This is a genomic window from Halobacillus sp. Marseille-P3879 (assembly GCF_900240285.1).
Classification (GTDB): Bacteria; Bacillota; Bacilli; order Bacillales; family Halobacillaceae; genus Halobacillus_A.
This window is the reverse complement of sequence record NZ_OESS01000001.1, coordinates 1,117,012-1,132,902: the sequence shown is the minus strand read 5'-3', so window position 1 is coordinate 1,132,902 and position 15,891 is coordinate 1,117,012. Positions and strand designations below refer to the sequence as shown.

At 43.7% G+C, this 15,891-nt stretch carries 13 protein-coding genes and 2 riboswitches; of the genes, 5 read left to right on the top strand and 8 right to left on the bottom strand.

Annotated features, from left to right (window positions below):
• The first annotated feature begins 490 nt into the window (after positions 1 to 490).
• Positions 491 to 597: riboswitch (SAM riboswitch) on the top strand.
• Between the two features lie 61 nt (positions 598 to 658).
• Positions 659 to 765, top strand: a riboswitch (SAM riboswitch).
• A gap of 65 nt (positions 766 to 830) precedes the next feature.
• The 5 genes from C1A12_RS05620 to C1A12_RS05600 all read left to right on the top strand — a co-directional run bounded on the left by C1A12_RS05620 (position 831) and on the right by C1A12_RS05600 (position 7,127).
• The gene (locus C1A12_RS05620; RefSeq protein ID WP_101842848.1) at positions 831 to 1,985 is read left to right on the top strand and encodes an acetyl-CoA C-acyltransferase; all 1,155 of its coding nucleotides are present in this window, start codon (positions 831 to 833) and stop codon (positions 1,983 to 1,985) included.
• A gap of 21 nt (positions 1,986 to 2,006) precedes the next feature.
• On the top strand, positions 2,007 to 3,950 hold the full coding sequence (locus C1A12_RS05615; RefSeq protein ID WP_101842847.1) for an acetoacetate--CoA ligase: 1,944 nt from the start codon (positions 2,007 to 2,009) through the stop codon (positions 3,948 to 3,950).
• Entirely contained in the window at positions 3,950 to 5,110 is a 1,161-nt protein-coding gene (locus C1A12_RS05610) for a thiolase family protein (RefSeq protein WP_101842846.1), read from the top strand. Before C1A12_RS05615 ends, C1A12_RS05610 begins: the two co-directional genes overlap by 1 nt.
• Positions 5,107 to 5,532, top strand: a complete 426-nt coding sequence (locus C1A12_RS05605; protein WP_101842845.1) for a Zn-ribbon domain-containing OB-fold protein — start codon at positions 5,107 to 5,109, stop codon at positions 5,530 to 5,532. The genes C1A12_RS05610 and C1A12_RS05605 overlap by 4 nt, the downstream gene beginning before the upstream one ends.
• Positions 5,533 to 5,627: 95 nt before the next feature.
• The gene (locus C1A12_RS05600; RefSeq protein WP_101842844.1) at positions 5,628 to 7,127 is read left to right on the top strand and encodes a sodium:solute symporter family protein; all 1,500 of its coding nucleotides are present in this window, start codon (positions 5,628 to 5,630) and stop codon (positions 7,125 to 7,127) included.
• A gap of 46 nt (positions 7,128 to 7,173) precedes the next feature.
• On the opposite strand, the gene C1A12_RS05595 is transcribed toward C1A12_RS05600, so the two are convergent.
• From C1A12_RS05595 to C1A12_RS05560, 8 genes are all read right to left on the bottom strand, one after another.
• The gene (locus tag C1A12_RS05595; RefSeq protein ID WP_101842843.1) at positions 7,174 to 8,658 is read right to left on the bottom strand and encodes a tripartite tricarboxylate transporter permease; all 1,485 of its coding nucleotides are present in this window, start codon (positions 8,656 to 8,658) and stop codon (positions 7,174 to 7,176) included.
• Positions 8,659 to 8,675: 17 nt separating this feature from the next.
• On the bottom strand, positions 8,676 to 9,134 hold the full coding sequence (locus C1A12_RS05590) for a tripartite tricarboxylate transporter TctB family protein (protein WP_101842842.1): 459 nt from the start codon (positions 9,132 to 9,134) through the stop codon (positions 8,676 to 8,678).
• Positions 9,135 to 9,149: 15 nt separating this feature from the next.
• Entirely contained in the window at positions 9,150 to 10,148 is a 999-nt protein-coding gene (locus C1A12_RS05585) for a tripartite tricarboxylate transporter substrate binding protein (protein ID WP_101842841.1), read from the bottom strand.
• A gap of 180 nt (positions 10,149 to 10,328) precedes the next feature.
• The gene (locus C1A12_RS05580) at positions 10,329 to 11,006 is read right to left on the bottom strand and encodes a response regulator (RefSeq protein ID WP_101842840.1); all 678 of its coding nucleotides are present in this window, start codon (positions 11,004 to 11,006) and stop codon (positions 10,329 to 10,331) included.
• Positions 11,006 to 12,592 carry a sensor histidine kinase gene (locus C1A12_RS05575; protein ID WP_101842839.1) on the bottom strand — a complete coding sequence of 529 codons (1,587 nt, stop codon included), beginning with the start codon at positions 12,590 to 12,592 and terminating at the stop codon, positions 11,006 to 11,008. The genes C1A12_RS05580 and C1A12_RS05575 overlap by 1 nt, the downstream gene beginning before the upstream one ends.
• A 114-nt stretch (positions 12,593 to 12,706) precedes the next feature.
• Positions 12,707 to 14,026 (bottom strand): alpha-glucosidase/alpha-galactosidase, encoded by a 1,320-nt coding sequence (locus C1A12_RS05570; protein WP_101842838.1) that lies wholly within the window; start codon positions 14,024 to 14,026, stop codon positions 12,707 to 12,709.
• 26 nt (positions 14,027 to 14,052) lie between these two features.
• Positions 14,053 to 14,856 carry a carbohydrate ABC transporter permease gene (locus C1A12_RS05565; RefSeq protein WP_101843296.1) on the bottom strand — a complete coding sequence of 268 codons (804 nt, stop codon included), beginning with the start codon at positions 14,854 to 14,856 and terminating at the stop codon, positions 14,053 to 14,055.
• A gap of 26 nt (positions 14,857 to 14,882) precedes the next feature.
• Positions 14,883 to 15,818, bottom strand: a complete 936-nt coding sequence (locus tag C1A12_RS05560; RefSeq protein ID WP_101842837.1) for a carbohydrate ABC transporter permease — start codon at positions 15,816 to 15,818, stop codon at positions 14,883 to 14,885.
• Positions 15,819 to 15,891 lie beyond the last annotated feature (73 nt).

The following is a 15,891-nucleotide window of genomic DNA, read 5'->3' as shown; positions in this document are numbered from 1 at the left end:
TTAAGTGGTCCCCCTTTCATTTAAATATGCAATTTATAAAAACGTTTCCACATACACAAAAGTAAATTCTTTACACTGTTGTGAAAACGCTTTCTTAGTAAGTTATTATACATAAGAGCTGATAGACTTTCAATAATATTTTGAAAATATTGATAACTTTATTGTGATTAACTCATGTTCGTTTTAATTAATAGTCAGCTTACAGTATTATTAATCTTCTGTCAGGAATATTGTCAGGTTTAATAACACAATTTCTAAAAATTCTTGCCCCACCTTTTGAGAAACAATTTAAGGCTTCTCATTCCAAACTGCAATGGATAAGTCCTCAATCATCAAGATAAAAATGAAAGGGGTACTGCTCAAAAATAAATCACTGGTAAATTTATATATCGTGAATTATAATTAATTTTCGAACTTTTCAATTAACACATTGACATCCCCGCTGTAGATTGCTAATATTGTAGCTAATTCTATAGTAACGATATCGATATTCTTATCCAGAGAGGTGGAGGGACTGGCCCTGTGAAACCCGGCAACCGCTATTTTTTAAATAGCACGGTGCCAAATCCTACTGAGTATAGCTCAGGAAGATAAGAGAAACTTAAATCTCTTAACCTCTCTATTCCAAAAATAGAGAGGTTTTTTAATTGAATAGATGTTCTTATCCAGAGAGGCAGAGGGACTGGCCCGTTGATGCCCGGCAACCATTAAGCAAATGCTTAAAAAGGTGCTAAATCCTGCAGGAATGATCCTGAAAGATAAGAAGAGCGTAAAAATCTCTTCTTGTTAATCAGGGAGAGTTTTTTTATGAGTAAAAGGAGATGAAAGTAATGAAAGCAGTTCTCTTAGATGGAACGCGCACCCCTTTTGGAAAATGGAAGGGTGCATTGAGAAAGTTATCGGCTACTGAGCTTGGGGCAAAGGCTCTCGCTAGTCTTATAGATAAAAATCCTGTAGCAAAAGAAGCGGATGGGGTACTGCTGGCGGAGGTAATACAAGCCGGCGGGGGACAAAACCCTGCCAGGCAGGTGGCTTACCAGGCAGGGATGAATTTAGCAGTGCCAGCGATAACACTGAACAATGTATGTCTGGGTGGAATCGCAACGGTCGCAGATGCGGTACGACGATTAAAGCTGGATGAGGGTGAATTGTATGTAGTTGGCGGCTTTGATTCTATGACTAATGCACCCCACACCTCTTCTGTTCGAATGGCTTCTGGTATTGGTCATACACAGATGAAAGATACTTTATTAAACGACGGTTTATGGTGCGCCTTAAGTGATGTTTCGATGGGGGCGCTTACCGATAAGAAAAATGTTGATTTTGATATTAACCGTAAGGAGCAGGATGAATATGCTGCTCTTTCCCAGCAGAGAGCGTCCAAGGCTCAGGAAGAGGGATATTTCCAACCAGAAATCTCCCCTATCTCCGGCCTGCTTACAGAAGATGAAGGGATACGGACTGATACTTCAGCCAAAAAACTAGCTCAGCTTTCACCAGCTTTTTCTAAGGAAGGATCGATTACAGCTGGTAATGCTTCTCAAATGACAGACGGCGCGAGTATCGGAATTGTAACGACTGAGGAAAAGGCGCAAGCTTTTAATCAGAAGCCTTTAGCTGAAATCATAGATTGGTCAGAGATAGCTGGACCTGATGCGAGCTTACAAACGAAACCTTCTCAAGCGATCAGTCATTTACTTGAAAAGCATGATCTAACCACGGATGATATTGATTTATTTGAGATTAATGAAGCTTTTGCCAGTGTGGTTATTGCGAGCTGCCGAGACCTTAACATTGATTATTCCCGCGTCAACGTCAACGGCGGGGCCATCGCTCTTGGCCATCCTTTAGGGGGCACGGGCTTCCGGTTGATCTTGACACTTGCTCATGAACTTAAACGCCGGGGCGGTGGTAAAGGAATTGCATCGCTGTGCGGCGGTGGAGGCCAGGGAATGGCCATATTAATTGAAGTTCCTGCATCGTAACCCGAAAGGAGACACACAACTATGACTACATCCATCCTACCGGAACGCTCCCCTATTCTGTGGGAGCCATCTGAAAAACGAATTGAACAATCTCATTTAAAAGCTTTTTCTGACTTTGCCAACCAGCCGCTTTTCCCGTACGAACGATTGCATCGCTGGTCTGTCTCCCACTTAGGGGAGTTCTGGTCCAACGTGTGGGACTATGCTGGCATCATCGGCCACAAGGGTGAGCGGGCTTACGTACCGGGTGATTCCATGCCTGATGCGACATGGTTTCCGGAAGCAAGCTTAAACTTTGCTGAAAACCTGCTGCGAGGCTCCCTTGATCGTATTGCGGCCTATGAAGCTGATGAATCAGGTGTTCGAAGAGAAGTTACCTTACGAGAACTAAAACAGTTGGTGGCAAAAGCTCAGAAGGGTTTACAGAAGCTTGGCGTGCAAAAAGGTGATTGTGTAGCCGGAATTACGACCAACGATATTCAGGGGCTCGCGGCTTTAATTGCGACCACTTCTTTAGGAGCAGTTTGGACCTCATGTTCCCCTGATTTCGGGGCTAAAGGCATTGTTGACCGCATTGGCCAAGTGAAGCCTAAGGTGCTTATTGCCACACTCTCATACCAATACAAGCAAAAACAATTCGATATGGAAGAAAAAATTAAAGAAACTACTGACCAGATCGACGATTTATCTGCCCTCATTACTTTCAATGGCCGTGCTCGTTTTTCCGGGAAAGAAACCCTTACATGGGAAGAACTTTGTGACAATGAAGCTGAGGAACCAATCTTTAAGCCGACAGCTTTTGACGACCCTTTGTACATTTTATATACATCCGGTACCACAGGGCTGCCAAAAGCAATCGTACACTCAGTCGGTGGAACACTTTTGCAGCATGTAAAAGAGCATCAGCTCCACTGTGATGTTAAGCAGAATGATGTTTTGTTCTGGTATACAAATACAGCCTGGATGATGTACCCGTGGCTCGTTTCTGGATTGGCAAGCGAAGCCGCCATCCTTTTATACGACGGCTCGCCGGTAACACCTAATACTCTGACCCACCTCTGGGACATTGCGGATGAAGTGGGAGTTACACATTTTGGCACAAGTCCGAAGTATTTAGAAACGCTAATGAAAGCCAATGTAGAACTGAAAAACAGTCATTCTCTCAAGACGTTAAAATCCCTTTTATCATGCGGAGCTCCTCTCGCACCTGAACAATATGACTGGATCTATGAAACGATAAAGGAAGATCTTCTTCTGGCTTCCATCTCTGGAGGAACAGAAATAATCGGGTGCTTTGTAATGGGATCACCTGTCCACCCTGTTAAACGCGGAGAAATTGCATGTAAAGCCTTGGGTTTGGCAGTAGACGTTCTAGATGAGCGAGGGGCTTCTGTATATGAGAAAAAAGCAGATTTAGTTTGTACGCAGTCATTCCCGAGTATGCCTCTCACCTTTGTTGGTGAAGGAGGGGAAGAACGTTATAGAAAAAGCTACTTCTCAAAACGCCCTGGCATATGGACCCATGGTGATTTAGCGGAACAAACAATTGACCAGACCCTGATCATCTATGGACGTGCCGATACGACCTTAAATCCCGGGGGTGTAAGAATTGGGACAGCTGAAATTTACAGAGTCGTTGACCATATCAGTGATATTCAGGACTCTGTAGTGTTCGGCCTGCCTAAGGACCATGATGAGGAGATCATACTGTGTATTGTGACTGATCACTTAACAGAGGATCTCGCTAAAAATATCCGTCGGCAGATTCGTGAGAAAGCGTCCCCGCGCCATGTTCCAAAACGAATTTATCAAGTAGAGGATATTCCACATACCAATAATGGCAAAAAAGTAGAAGGAGCTGCGAAAACTGCAGCACAGGGGGAGAAAGTGCAGAATGAAGCCTCACTTAGAAACCCTTCGAGCTTACGATACTTTAGTCAGTTACAAGAAAAGGAGCACTTCTAATGTCACGTAAACCGAACGGAGCGATTATCGGAATTGGAGAATTAAAACCCATCCGTTATTCGGAAGGAAAAACAACACTTAGTTTGATTGCAGAAGCCGTCCGCCTCGCGCTAAAAGATGCGGAGATTTCTAAAGATGAAGTTGACGGTCTTCTCGTCGGTCCGCAAGTCGGGGAAACACCACAGCATGTTCCCGCTACTGTTTCTGAATATCTGGGAATCGATCCCACAATGTCAAATGTCGTAGACCTCGGAGGAGCAACAGGACCCGGCATGATCTGGAGAGCAGCAGCTGCTGTGGAAGCAGGTATGTGTGACACGGTTGTCTGTGTGTTAGCCAATAAAAATGAAAAAGGAGAGACACTGCGCTCACCCAACCGAAATCCTATTCGTGAATTTGATGTTCCTTTTGGGGCTTCCGGTGCCAATACGTCCTATGCCCTTTTAAAACGGCAGCACATGGAGGAATATGGCTCTAAACAGGAAGACTTCGCGAGGATTGCCTATTGGGCCAGAAAAAATGCGCAGTTGAACCCTAATGCTATTTTTTATGGAAAGCCGGCAGAACTAGAAGATATCTTAGCCTCTCCAATTATTTCCGACCCTCTCCACCTCCTGGAGATCGTGATGCCCGTTGCAGGAGGAACAGCTGTCGTGGTCACGTCTGAAGAAAAGGCAAAACGGAGCAGACGCAAGCCGGTTTATTTAAAAGGTGCAGGAGAAAAAATTACCCATCGTGCTGTCAGTCAGGCTCCAGAGCTCGACAAGCTCCCCTTTAATTATTGCATTCCACGCGCCCTGACACAGGCGGAGATTGAGGTTAAGGACATCGACCTTTTTTCCTTGTATGACTGCTATACAAGTGTTGTTGCGGTGACATTGGAAAGCGCAGGATTATGCAAGACGGGAGAATTCGGGGAATTTGTTAAAAATCACAGTTTCAGCCATGACGGAGATTATCCTTTAAACACCCATGGAGGTCAGCTTGGATTCGGTCAGGCTGATTTAGCAGGGGGGATGTCTCATGTGATTGAAGCCGTTCTTCAGCTAAGGGGAGAAGCTGGCGACCGTCAAATTCCAGCAGCCAAGCAAGCGCTCGTCACTGGAAACGGAGCGACCCTCAGTGAAACGACAGCCCTCGTGTTAGGAGGAGAGCAATGAGTCAATTACAGAACATTTCATTACCAGGTCCAACGATTACACCAGTAAGTAAGCCCTTTTGGGATAGTATCAAAGAGGGAATTTTATCACTTCAGCAATGCGACGAGTGCCGGGAATGGATCTTTTACCCACGAAACCATTGTCCCCATTGCTTTCATGATTCCTTAACATGGAAACAGGCGTCCGGCAATGGAAAATTAAAAACATGGAGTGTTATTCATCGGGCTGGCCATCCAGCCTGGCAAGAGTATACCCCTTATATAGTCGGAGTTGTTCAGTTGGCCGAGGGACCTTCATTATTAACACATTTACCAATAAAAGAAGCGAATCTTGTTTATAACATGGAAGTCACCTTGGATATTCATTCAGTCGGTCCTCACCCGTTGCCATTTTTTAAGAAAAAAGAGGAGGAACATCAATGATTTTAACTTATTTTATAGCTGTTGCCCTATTCTGGATTGTCGGAATCGGCATATGGAAATTCACCTATGCCCAGAAGAAAGGAGAGCGTTAAACAATGCTTACTAATTCCAGTGTATTGCTATGGACGGTTATCCTTTTATTGGTCGCTTACTTTGGCGCTGTAACGTGGATAGGCAGAAAAGGACGGGCCCACAGTCAGTCCATGTCCGGGTTTGCCACAGCCCGGGGCAAAGTCAGTCCATTGCTCGTCGGTGCAAGCTTTGCGACCTCCTATGCGAGTGCGAACCTTTTCATCGGTGTACCCGGTCTTGCATATGAGCACGGTACGGCCGTGCTATGGTACACGCTCGGATGCTTTGGAGTATCATGGGTCGGCCTGCTCTTATTCGCGAAAACATTCTGGCGCTATGGTAAAAAGTTCGGCCGTGTCTCCACGCTGCCCGAATGGTTAGGAAGAAGATACAATTCCAAAGCCCTTCAAGTCCTCGTCTCCCTATTGATCTTATTCAATGTATATTATATTGTCGGACAAAATGTCGGGCTTGCTACCATTTTTGAAACAGTGATCGGTATCCCTTACTTCTGGGGAATTATTATCGGTGTAGTGATTACAATTTTGTATATTGGGTTGGGCGGGGCTTTCGCTCAAATTATCACGGACGGAATTCAGGGTATTCTGATGGCTATTACCTCTATTCTGATCGTTGTCTCCTTTTTATGGACAATCGGAGGCGGCTTCAATGTGTTTGGTGTCCTTACCGACCGCCTGAATGCCATCGATCCTAACTTAACAGCAGCCGTGGCAGACAGCGGTCCTTACAACAGCGCCCTTGCGATTATGGCTGTTCAATTTATGCTGTTTAGCTTCGTATTAATGCCGCACCTCTTAAATAAAGTATTGTCGATTGAAAATGAAGAAGATCTTGCACCATTTACACTATCAGCAGGAATCGTGCTTTGTGTGATATCAACACTTATGGTTCTTGGTGGTCTCGCTGCACGTGTCATATTCCCAGCGGTAGACAGTCCTGACTCCGCCATCCCGCTGTACGTGCTTGAGGCCTTCCCTAGTGTTATTGCCGCTATTATGATCGTAGGAATTATTTCTGCGATTCTATCAAGTACAGATAGTCTGTATTTAGGGGTCACTACTAGTATAGGAAACGATATATATCGTGTCGTAGCGCCATTTTTATCTGGAAGAAAAATGAGTGACCAGGAATTAGAGAACAAATCGTTAAAAGTGGCCAAAGGTTCTCTCGTTGTGATTGGTCTGCTTTCATTGTACCTTTCACTGGAGCGGCCGGATTCACTCGCTTTTCTTATCCAGTTTAGCTACTCTGCTATTATTTCAGGGATTATCGCTCCTCTGACGCTTGGCTACTTCTGGAACCGGGCGAATAACTATGGAGCCATTGCCTCGCTGCTTACAGGTTCCACCTTGTATGTATTGTTTACTTCACAGAGTTTGATTGGAAACATCTTTATAGCGATGTTCTTAAGTTCCGTAGCATCTTTTGTTGTGATGAGCATTGTAAGTGTGCTAACGACTCAAGCGAACGAGGAAAAAATAGCATTAGAGAGATCGAGCTGATTTAAAAAATGCCGCAGATCCTGTTTAAGGGACTGCGGCATTCTTATTATCGTGTACTAATCCTCTTTCTAACCAATGGCACTAAGAACGACAACAAACTGATAATTAAGAGAGTCAACGAAATTGGCTCTGTGATAAATATAGAATAATCACCATTTGAAGCAGTTAATGCCTGACGCAGCGACTGCTCCATCATACCGCCAAGAATAAATGCCAGGATAAAAGGCGCCGCCGGAAAGGAGCTGAGTCTCATCAAATAGCCGATCACTCCAAAGAACAACAATACGTACAAATGGAATACATTAAAGCTGACGGAATAGACACCGATTAAGCTGAAAATAATGACTAATGAAATGAGCAGCGGACGCGGGATTTTTAAAAGCTTGGATATATACGGAATCAGCGGAAGATTCAGTACGAGCAAAATGATATTCCCGATGTACATACTGGCAATGATGCCCCAGAAAATATCGGGGTGATCCTGTACAAGCAATGGTCCGGGCTGGATGCCAAGAACTAGAAAAGCTCCGAGCATGACAGCAGTGGTCCCTGAGCCTGGAATCCCTAAACTTAATAAAGGAACAAAGGCGCCGCTTGTTGCTGCGTTATTGGCTGTTTCCGGAGCTGACAATCCTCGTACTGATCCTTTTCCGAATTCTTCTGGTTTCTTGGCAATTTTTTTCTCGGTAATGTACCCGATAAAGGAGGCGATAGTGGCTCCTGCACCGGGAAGGACACCGAGGACGAAGCCTAAAAAGGATTGACGGGACATTGGGCCGCGCATTTCTTTTAGATCTTCTTTTTTCAATCTCGTGCTTCCGACGTTGGCTTTATCCGAGAGCGAAGTATCCTTTCTATTTATAATGAGAAAGCAAACTTCAGCAAGCGCGAATAACCCAAGGGCTATAACGAGAAAGTCGATGCCTTCCAGTAAATTCGGATTGTTGAAGGTAAAGCGTGGAGTGCCGGTTTGTCCGTCAATTCCTACGGTGACCACCATAAAACCTAGAGTTGCTGAAATTAGAGCCTTAATCGTTGAGCCTTCTGAAAGACTTGATATAGCTGTTAACCCCATGAACATTAAAGCAAAGTATTCAGGCGGCCCGAATGTAACCGCCACTTGTGATAATGCCGGAGCAAAGAGCATGAGCAGCACGACTGAAACCGTTCCTCCTACGAAAGAGGAGACAGCAGCTATGGCGAGAGCTTTACCTGCTTCTCCCCGTTGTGCCATGGGATAGCCGTCGAACGCGGTGGCTACCGTTCCTGAGATGCCCGGAGCATTAAGTAATATAGAAGCCGTTGATCCACCGAACACAGCACCGTAGTACACCCCTGCCATCATAACAAGAGCGGTCGACGGCTCCATACCATAAGTAACCGGAATCATTATCGCAATTGCGCTGATCGGACCTAATCCCGGCATCATACCTATGAAGGTTCCGATAAAAACACCGATAAAAACAAATAATAATCCTTCGATACTAAACGCTACTTGAAACCCTTGCAGTAGTCCGTCCAGTCCACCCATATTACATCAACACCTTTTTAAAATGGTAGTATGCCTTGTGGCAATCTAATCTGCAGCAAATAATTAAATACATAGTAAAGGACTCCCGGGAAAACGAGGGCTACAATTAAACTCGTTCCCCATTTCCTATAGCCTAAGAATGCTGAGCAGGCTAAAATAAACAGAAAGGTTGTCAGTAGAAATCCTAAAATCTCAAATAGAAAGATATAAATGAAAATCATGCCGCCGACTGCAGCCATGACTATAATTTCTTTTTTCGGAACAACCCTTTTTGCTTTCTCATCCTCTGTTTCTGATGATTTATCAAAAAATAATGCAATTGCTAATACGATTAATAAATAACCTAAAACCTTTGGCACCAAGTCTGAATCCACCGGCACATATGGATATTCTTTTAAATTGTAGCTTAAATACAAGTAACCGATTGCTATAGCTAGGAGCAGAAGACTTATTTTTTGATTTAATGTTTTGATCATTTACGTCACCTCTTTTTATTCGGCTAAGCCCATCTCTTCAAGCAAAACGTTGAGTTCCTCGTTTTGTTCATCGAGGTATTCTTTATACTCCTCGCTTGTCATGTACATTTCATCCCATCCGTATTTTTCACGAATTTCTTTAAAGGCTTCTGAATCGCTGACTTCTTTAAAGGCTTCCTCATAATATTTCACTTGTCCTTCATCCATGTCTTTCGGCCCGAAGAATCCTCTCCAGTTTGTGAAAGTAGCGTCAATTCCCTGCTCTTTGGCTGTTTTGAACTCAGAAAGCACTTCGCCTTCAAGCCGCTCCTCAGCCGTAATGCCTAGAACTTTAATTTTTCCGGCTCTGACTTGCTCGACGGTTTCGGCTACTCCAGTCGAAAATACGTCAGCATTGCCATTCAGCACCTGCGTGAGAGCTCCACCGTCCTGAGAAGAAACGTATTTAATTTTCGTAATATCTACACCGGCTTCTTTCGCGATCTTGACAAACTGCATATGGTCCATGGATCCTGGTGAAGAAGTTCCCACAACCGTAATATCTTTTGGATTTTCTTTCATGTCATCAAACAGCTCATTCAAATTGTCCCACTTAGCATCCTCCCTTACGGCGAATGCTGCATAGTCCGCAATCATATTCGAGAGTGGAGTGAAATCTTCATAGCTGAGCTGTGACTGTCCATTTAACGGAATAAAAATCAGCGGCGGTGATCCGATGAACAAATTGTGCGGATTTCCCTTTTTACCGTCGACGTAAGCCCAGCCTACCGCTCCGCCTCCTCCGGGTTTGTTTACAACACCGATGTCCTCATCAATAATGTTTTCTTCTTCCATAACCTGGGTCACGCTTCGGGCTGTCGTATCCCAGCCCCCACCAGCTCCAGCCGGGGCGACCATTTCAATCGGCTCCTGCGGTTCCCATTCACCGTTTTCTGAGCTTGCGTAGCGGTCACTACTGCAAGCCGTCAATAACAAAAGAAAAAGGATTAGGCCAAATACCTGGAAATTCTTCATGATTGCTTCCACCTTTTTTAGAAAATTTAGAATTAATATTTATGTTAATAGAGATCGTCGTGTATGTAACCGTTTTCAAAATTAGCTATTTTAAAAATTTAAACGGAATAAAATAAATAAAATTCACGACTGACAACAAATTGCCCGAAATAGTAACAAAAAAATAGCCGCGCTTCGCGACTATTTCTGAAAAAAGTATTTTCGTTCCGGGCGTCCAACTTTACCGTACCTCATCTCTGCGACACCTTCATGAACAGAGATTAAATATTCCAAATAACGTCTGGCTGTTGTTTTAGAAGCCCCTAAATGATGGCTTGCCTCTTCAGCTGTTATTCCTTCATCTGCCTTATTTATTAGAAGCTTCCTTACTTTTTTCAATGTCAACTGGTCAATCCCTTTCGGTACGGAGGGGGACTCAGGCTTCTCAGTTTCTTTACCAATTAACTGATCAACAAGCTGCTGATCAAAGGTTTCCTGGCTGTTCAGAATGCGCTTCTTTTCTTTATACTTTTCGATCGTGGTTAAAAACCGCTCCATCGTAATCGGCTTTATTATGTAGTCGACCACCCCATAGTTCAGCGCCTGAGAGACCATATATTTTTCATTCGCCGCCGTAATCATAATAATATCCAGTGATGGTTGCAGTTTTCTTAATTCGGGCAGCAGCTCCGTGCCCAACCGGTCAGGCATATAAACATCCAGTAACAGCAGATCCGGCGTATGCTCCGCGACCGCTTTCAGGGCGTCTTCTGCATTTAAAACTTTTGCTGCCACTTTCACTCCTTCTACTTCTTTTAGGAATTTTTCATGTAAATCGGCAACACGAAAATCATCTTCTGCAATTACTATATCCAGCATTATCTGTCCTCCTTGGATAAAAATACAGAAAAAGTAGTACCTCTAGAGGTCTCCGTATCAATTTCAAAGGTTCCACCCAATTCTTCTACGATCTCGCGGACATTAGAGAGGCCAAAGCCACGCTGTTTTCCCTGTTTTGTAGAAAACCCCCTTACAAAAATGTACGGCAATACACTTTCCGGGACACCAGGACCGTTATCACTAATTTCAAACACAATTTCGTTCCCGACATCCGTAGCTGAAAAAACCACTTTCTTTTCCTTCTGTTCCTTGACCGCTTCAAAGGCATTATCGATTAAATTCCCTAAAATGGTAACGAGCTTTGAGCGGCTGATCTGCACAGGTACCTGGTCGAGATAGGCATCTTTATCAACCGTAAAGTCTATCTTCAGCTCAGAGGCCTTGCTGATTTTCCCTAACAGAATCGCCTGAATCGTGTCATCCTTGATTTGATCCAGCCGGTTCGATTGGGTTTGGGCTGTTTTGAAATCGGCTTCAATTAAATCAATAGCTTCGTCGTAATTTTTCAATTGGAGAAGACCGAGCAGTACGTACATTTTGTTCGCATATTCATGAGTTTGAGATCGCAGACCTTCAGAATAACGTTTAATTTCAGATAAAGCCGCAACCATCTCCCGGACCTCGGACTTGTCGCGAAAACTTGCTACTACCCCGACTACTTCCCCATCTTCGGTTACAGGTGTCCGAGTCACGATCACTATCCGTTCCTGTAGGGAAATTTCCAAGTCACGCTCTTCCTTGCCCGAACGGAGCACGCGCTGCATTTCGGAATTCGGAAAAACAGCATCAATCGGTTTTTGCGTCACATCACCTGAGATGTTCAGAAGGTTCCTCGCCGCAGAATTGATTGTCGTAACACGAGCATCTTTATCTATTGCAATAATTCCTTCTTTAACTGACGATAGAACGGCTTCCCTTTCCTGATAAAGCGCAGCAATTTGATAGGGTTCAAGTCCCATCGTGTCTTTACGGATGCTGCGTGTCAGCATATAACCACCAAGACCGCCGATGACTAAGACGAGGAACGACACTCCGGCAATTTTTCCTAATGTGTTAAAGAAGGTCGTGTAAATATCTTCCATTAAGAAACCAACTGACACGATTCCAATAATCTCTTCTTCCTCATTAAAAATAGGCGCTTTGCCCCTTAAGGACGGACCAAGCGTACCCTCAGCCTGGGATACGTAATAGCGTCCTTCCTCCAGAGCCCTCTCATTATCTCCTCCTACCATCCTCTGACCGATCAAAGCTTCATTCGGGTGAGCATAGCGGATACTTTCCTCATTCCCAATGACAATGAACTCGGCCCCTACCTGCTCTTGAATTTCCAGCGCAAGCGGTTGAATTTCATTTGAAGGATTATCGCTCTCAAACGCCCTTTTGACAGAAGGCATATAAGATACGGTCGTCGCCGTATGTAAAGCCATTTCCCCCATATGCTCCTCCGTCTGTTCGAACTCTAGATAAGTAAAAATACTGGAAAGAATAAGAATAATCGCTATGATTAAAGTGAATATCAGTACTTGTATTTTTGTCTTAAGTGAAACCCTGAATCTGCTCCTCATCGCAAATACTCCCTACAGAAAACGCTTCATTTTATCTTAACATACTGATGGTCCAGCGGCATTTCTTCCTATAAAAAAAGAAGACTACAGAATCACCTGTAGTCTCCGTGTTTATTAAGCCATTGATTTTTCGCGGTCAAGTTTAGGAATCATGTCTCCGTGAGCTTCAATTAAATCGTCACAAAGTGAAATGATATCATCGATCGACAATTCCGCAGCTGTATGAGGATCAAGCATGGCCGCTTGATAAATATGTTCTCGCTTACCGGTCATAGCTGCTTCAATCGTTAACAGTTGAGTGTTAATATTGGTGCGGTCGAGAGCGGCCAGCTGCTCAGGCAGATCTCCAACGTGGCAAGGAGTTACGCCATTGCGATCCACAAGGCAAGGTACTTCGACTACAGCTTTCGAAGGCAAATTGCTGATGACTCCTCCTGTATTCAGCACATTCCCATGAATACGGTACGGCTCATCCGTTTCAATTGCTTCAATAATGTACGAAGCATACTCGTGCGTTCTTTCATGAGTAAGGTTCTGGTTGTTGACGACATCTTCGCGCATTTGTTCCCAGTTTTGAATTTGTTCTACACAACGTCTTGGGTATTCATCCAATGGAATGTTGAACTTTTCAATCAGTTCAGGATAATTATTTTTTATAAAATAAGGGTGATATTCGGCGTTATGTTCAGACGATTCAGTTACGTAATAGCCAAATCGGTTCATTAACTCAAATCGCACCATATCATCATGTTTTTGGTTTTGTTTCTCTAAAGCCCGCTTTTTAATTTCCGGATAAAGGTCTTCTCCATCCTTCGTCACTTCTAACAGCCAGGCTAAATGATTGATGCCGGCGATTTTCCATTGAACCCCTTCTGCATCCATATTCAATGATTTAAATAATTCCGGAACCGCTGCCTGTACACTGTGGCATAAACCGACTGTTTTTACATTGGTGTAACGCAGCATGGCTCCAGTTAAAGAAGCCATTGGATTTGTGTAGTTTAAGAACAAGGCATCCGGGCAGACTTCTTCGATATCTTTGGCAAACTCAAGAAGAACCGGAATTGTACGCAGAGATCGGAATATCCCGCCGATTCCAATCGTGTCGCCGATCGTTTGACGTAACCCATACTTCTTAGGAATTTCAAAATCGATTACCGTACTAGGCTCGTATCCCCCTACTTGTATCGCGTTCACCACATATTTAGCACCTCTTAATGCTTCTTTCCTGTCAGTATAGGACTTTACCGTTACAGTACTCCCTAAGCTTTTCTTTAAATTGTTCAACATATTCTCTGAGTCTTCTAATCTTTGAAGGTCGATATCATATAAAGCGAATTCGAACCCCTGTACGCTTGGGGTCAACATACAATCCCCCAGAACATTTTTTGCGAATATAGTGCTTCCCGCACCTAGAAAAGTGATTTTAGCCATAAAGATTCTCCTAACTATAAATAGATTTATCCTTTAACAGAACCTGAAGACAGGCCTGCCACAAAGTACTTTTGTAAAAATAAGAACAGCACCGTCATCGGAAGCATGGACATGATGGCAGCAGAAGCTACCAGGTTTAAGTTGTTTTGGTTTTGACCAAAGAAGCTGGCCAGTGCAACAGTAAGCGTCTGCACTTCTTTATCCTGCAGAAAGAAAATCGCAAACTGATAGTCATTCCAGATGAATACACAAGAGATGATGAGCACAGTAGCGGTGACTGGTTTTAACAGCGGGAACACAATTCTGAAAAAGGTTACTAATATACCAGCTCCATCGATTTTCGCTGCTTCTTCAAGCTCCTTTGGGATCGTCGAACGAATGAACCCGGCGTAAAGAAAAATCGTAAGCGGCAGGAAGGCTGCCAGATTATTTAATATCGCAATTTCATGTGTATTCATCATCCCGATATCAACAACGAGCTTATACAAAGGAACCAAAGCGGTTAGCGGGGGAATGACCATAATGGCAATAAACACGAAATAGATAAACTTGTTCAGCCTCGTATTTATACGAGCTAAAGGATAAGCAGCCAGAGACCCTAAAATTATCAGAAGAACCGCCGCTCCCCCTGTAATAATAAATGTGTTTACAAACGCTGACCCTAAGCCAGCCTGCTCCCATGCGGCTGCAAAATTTTCAAAACTGAGTTCAGAAGGAAACACCCACTTTGAACTAAAATCGCCCGTTGCTTTTAATGCCGTAGTAATAAGGATATAAAACGGGACTAAATGAAACAAAGTGATCACGAGTGCCACACCAGTCCAGAACATTTTTGATTTCTTATATTTTTCCTTCACTATGCGTCGACCTCCTTCCGTTTGAAATAGAAGAGAGCGAGTAAGCTGATCACAAGGATAATAAGTGCCATCAACACCCCTTGTGTAGCTGCATACCCTGCATCCTGCCTGCTGAAATAAAGGTCATACATAAACGTCGACATAGACTGAGACGCGTTGCCCGGACCGCCGCCGGTAAGAGCAATAATGACATCAAACAGTTTAAGACCGCCGATGACGTTTAACACCATGTTGATTGTAATCGCCGGCATTAATAAAGGAAGGGTAATCTTTTTAAACTGTTGGAAAATCGAAGCTCCATCGATTTGGGCAGCTTCATAGAAATCTTTAGAAATACTTTGTAACCCTGCCAGATAAATAATCATCGCAATTCCTACGAATTGATAAGTATTAACAAACACTATGATCCATGGATTTAAATCCGGATTGCCCAGGGCATTTACAGGGCTGAGCCCAAACAACGTGAAAGCATCGTTTAATGCCCCGCCTTGATAAGCAAAGAAGAAGTACCAAATATACCCCATCACTAACGGACTAATAATAACAGGCAGATAAATGATTGTTCTTGTAAAAGATTTGAAGCGGATGCTCTTATTGAGCAGCAGCGCGTACAATAAGCCAATTACATTTTGAAAAATAGTACTCCCAATTCCGTAAAGCAGAGTGTTTTTGACGACAAGCCATGTGTCCGGGTCACGCAGCATTCTAGTATACTGTTCAAAACCAATGTAATTTCTCGTCTGTGAAAAACCGTTCCAATCGGTAAAAGATACACGGATCCCGTTTAAAAAGGGATAGATAATAAACAGACTGACAACAAGTAATGCGGGGAGGTACATCCACCACAGCGACTTCTGCTTCTTAGGTTTGTGTACATTCGATTTTACTTTTTTCTGAACAACGGATTGATGCGACTCCCTGACGTATTCGCTCATTTTTGTAACAACTCCTAATCGTTAAGCTAAAGTAGTAAGGGCAGTAGAGATAAAAGAACTGCCCTTTCATAGT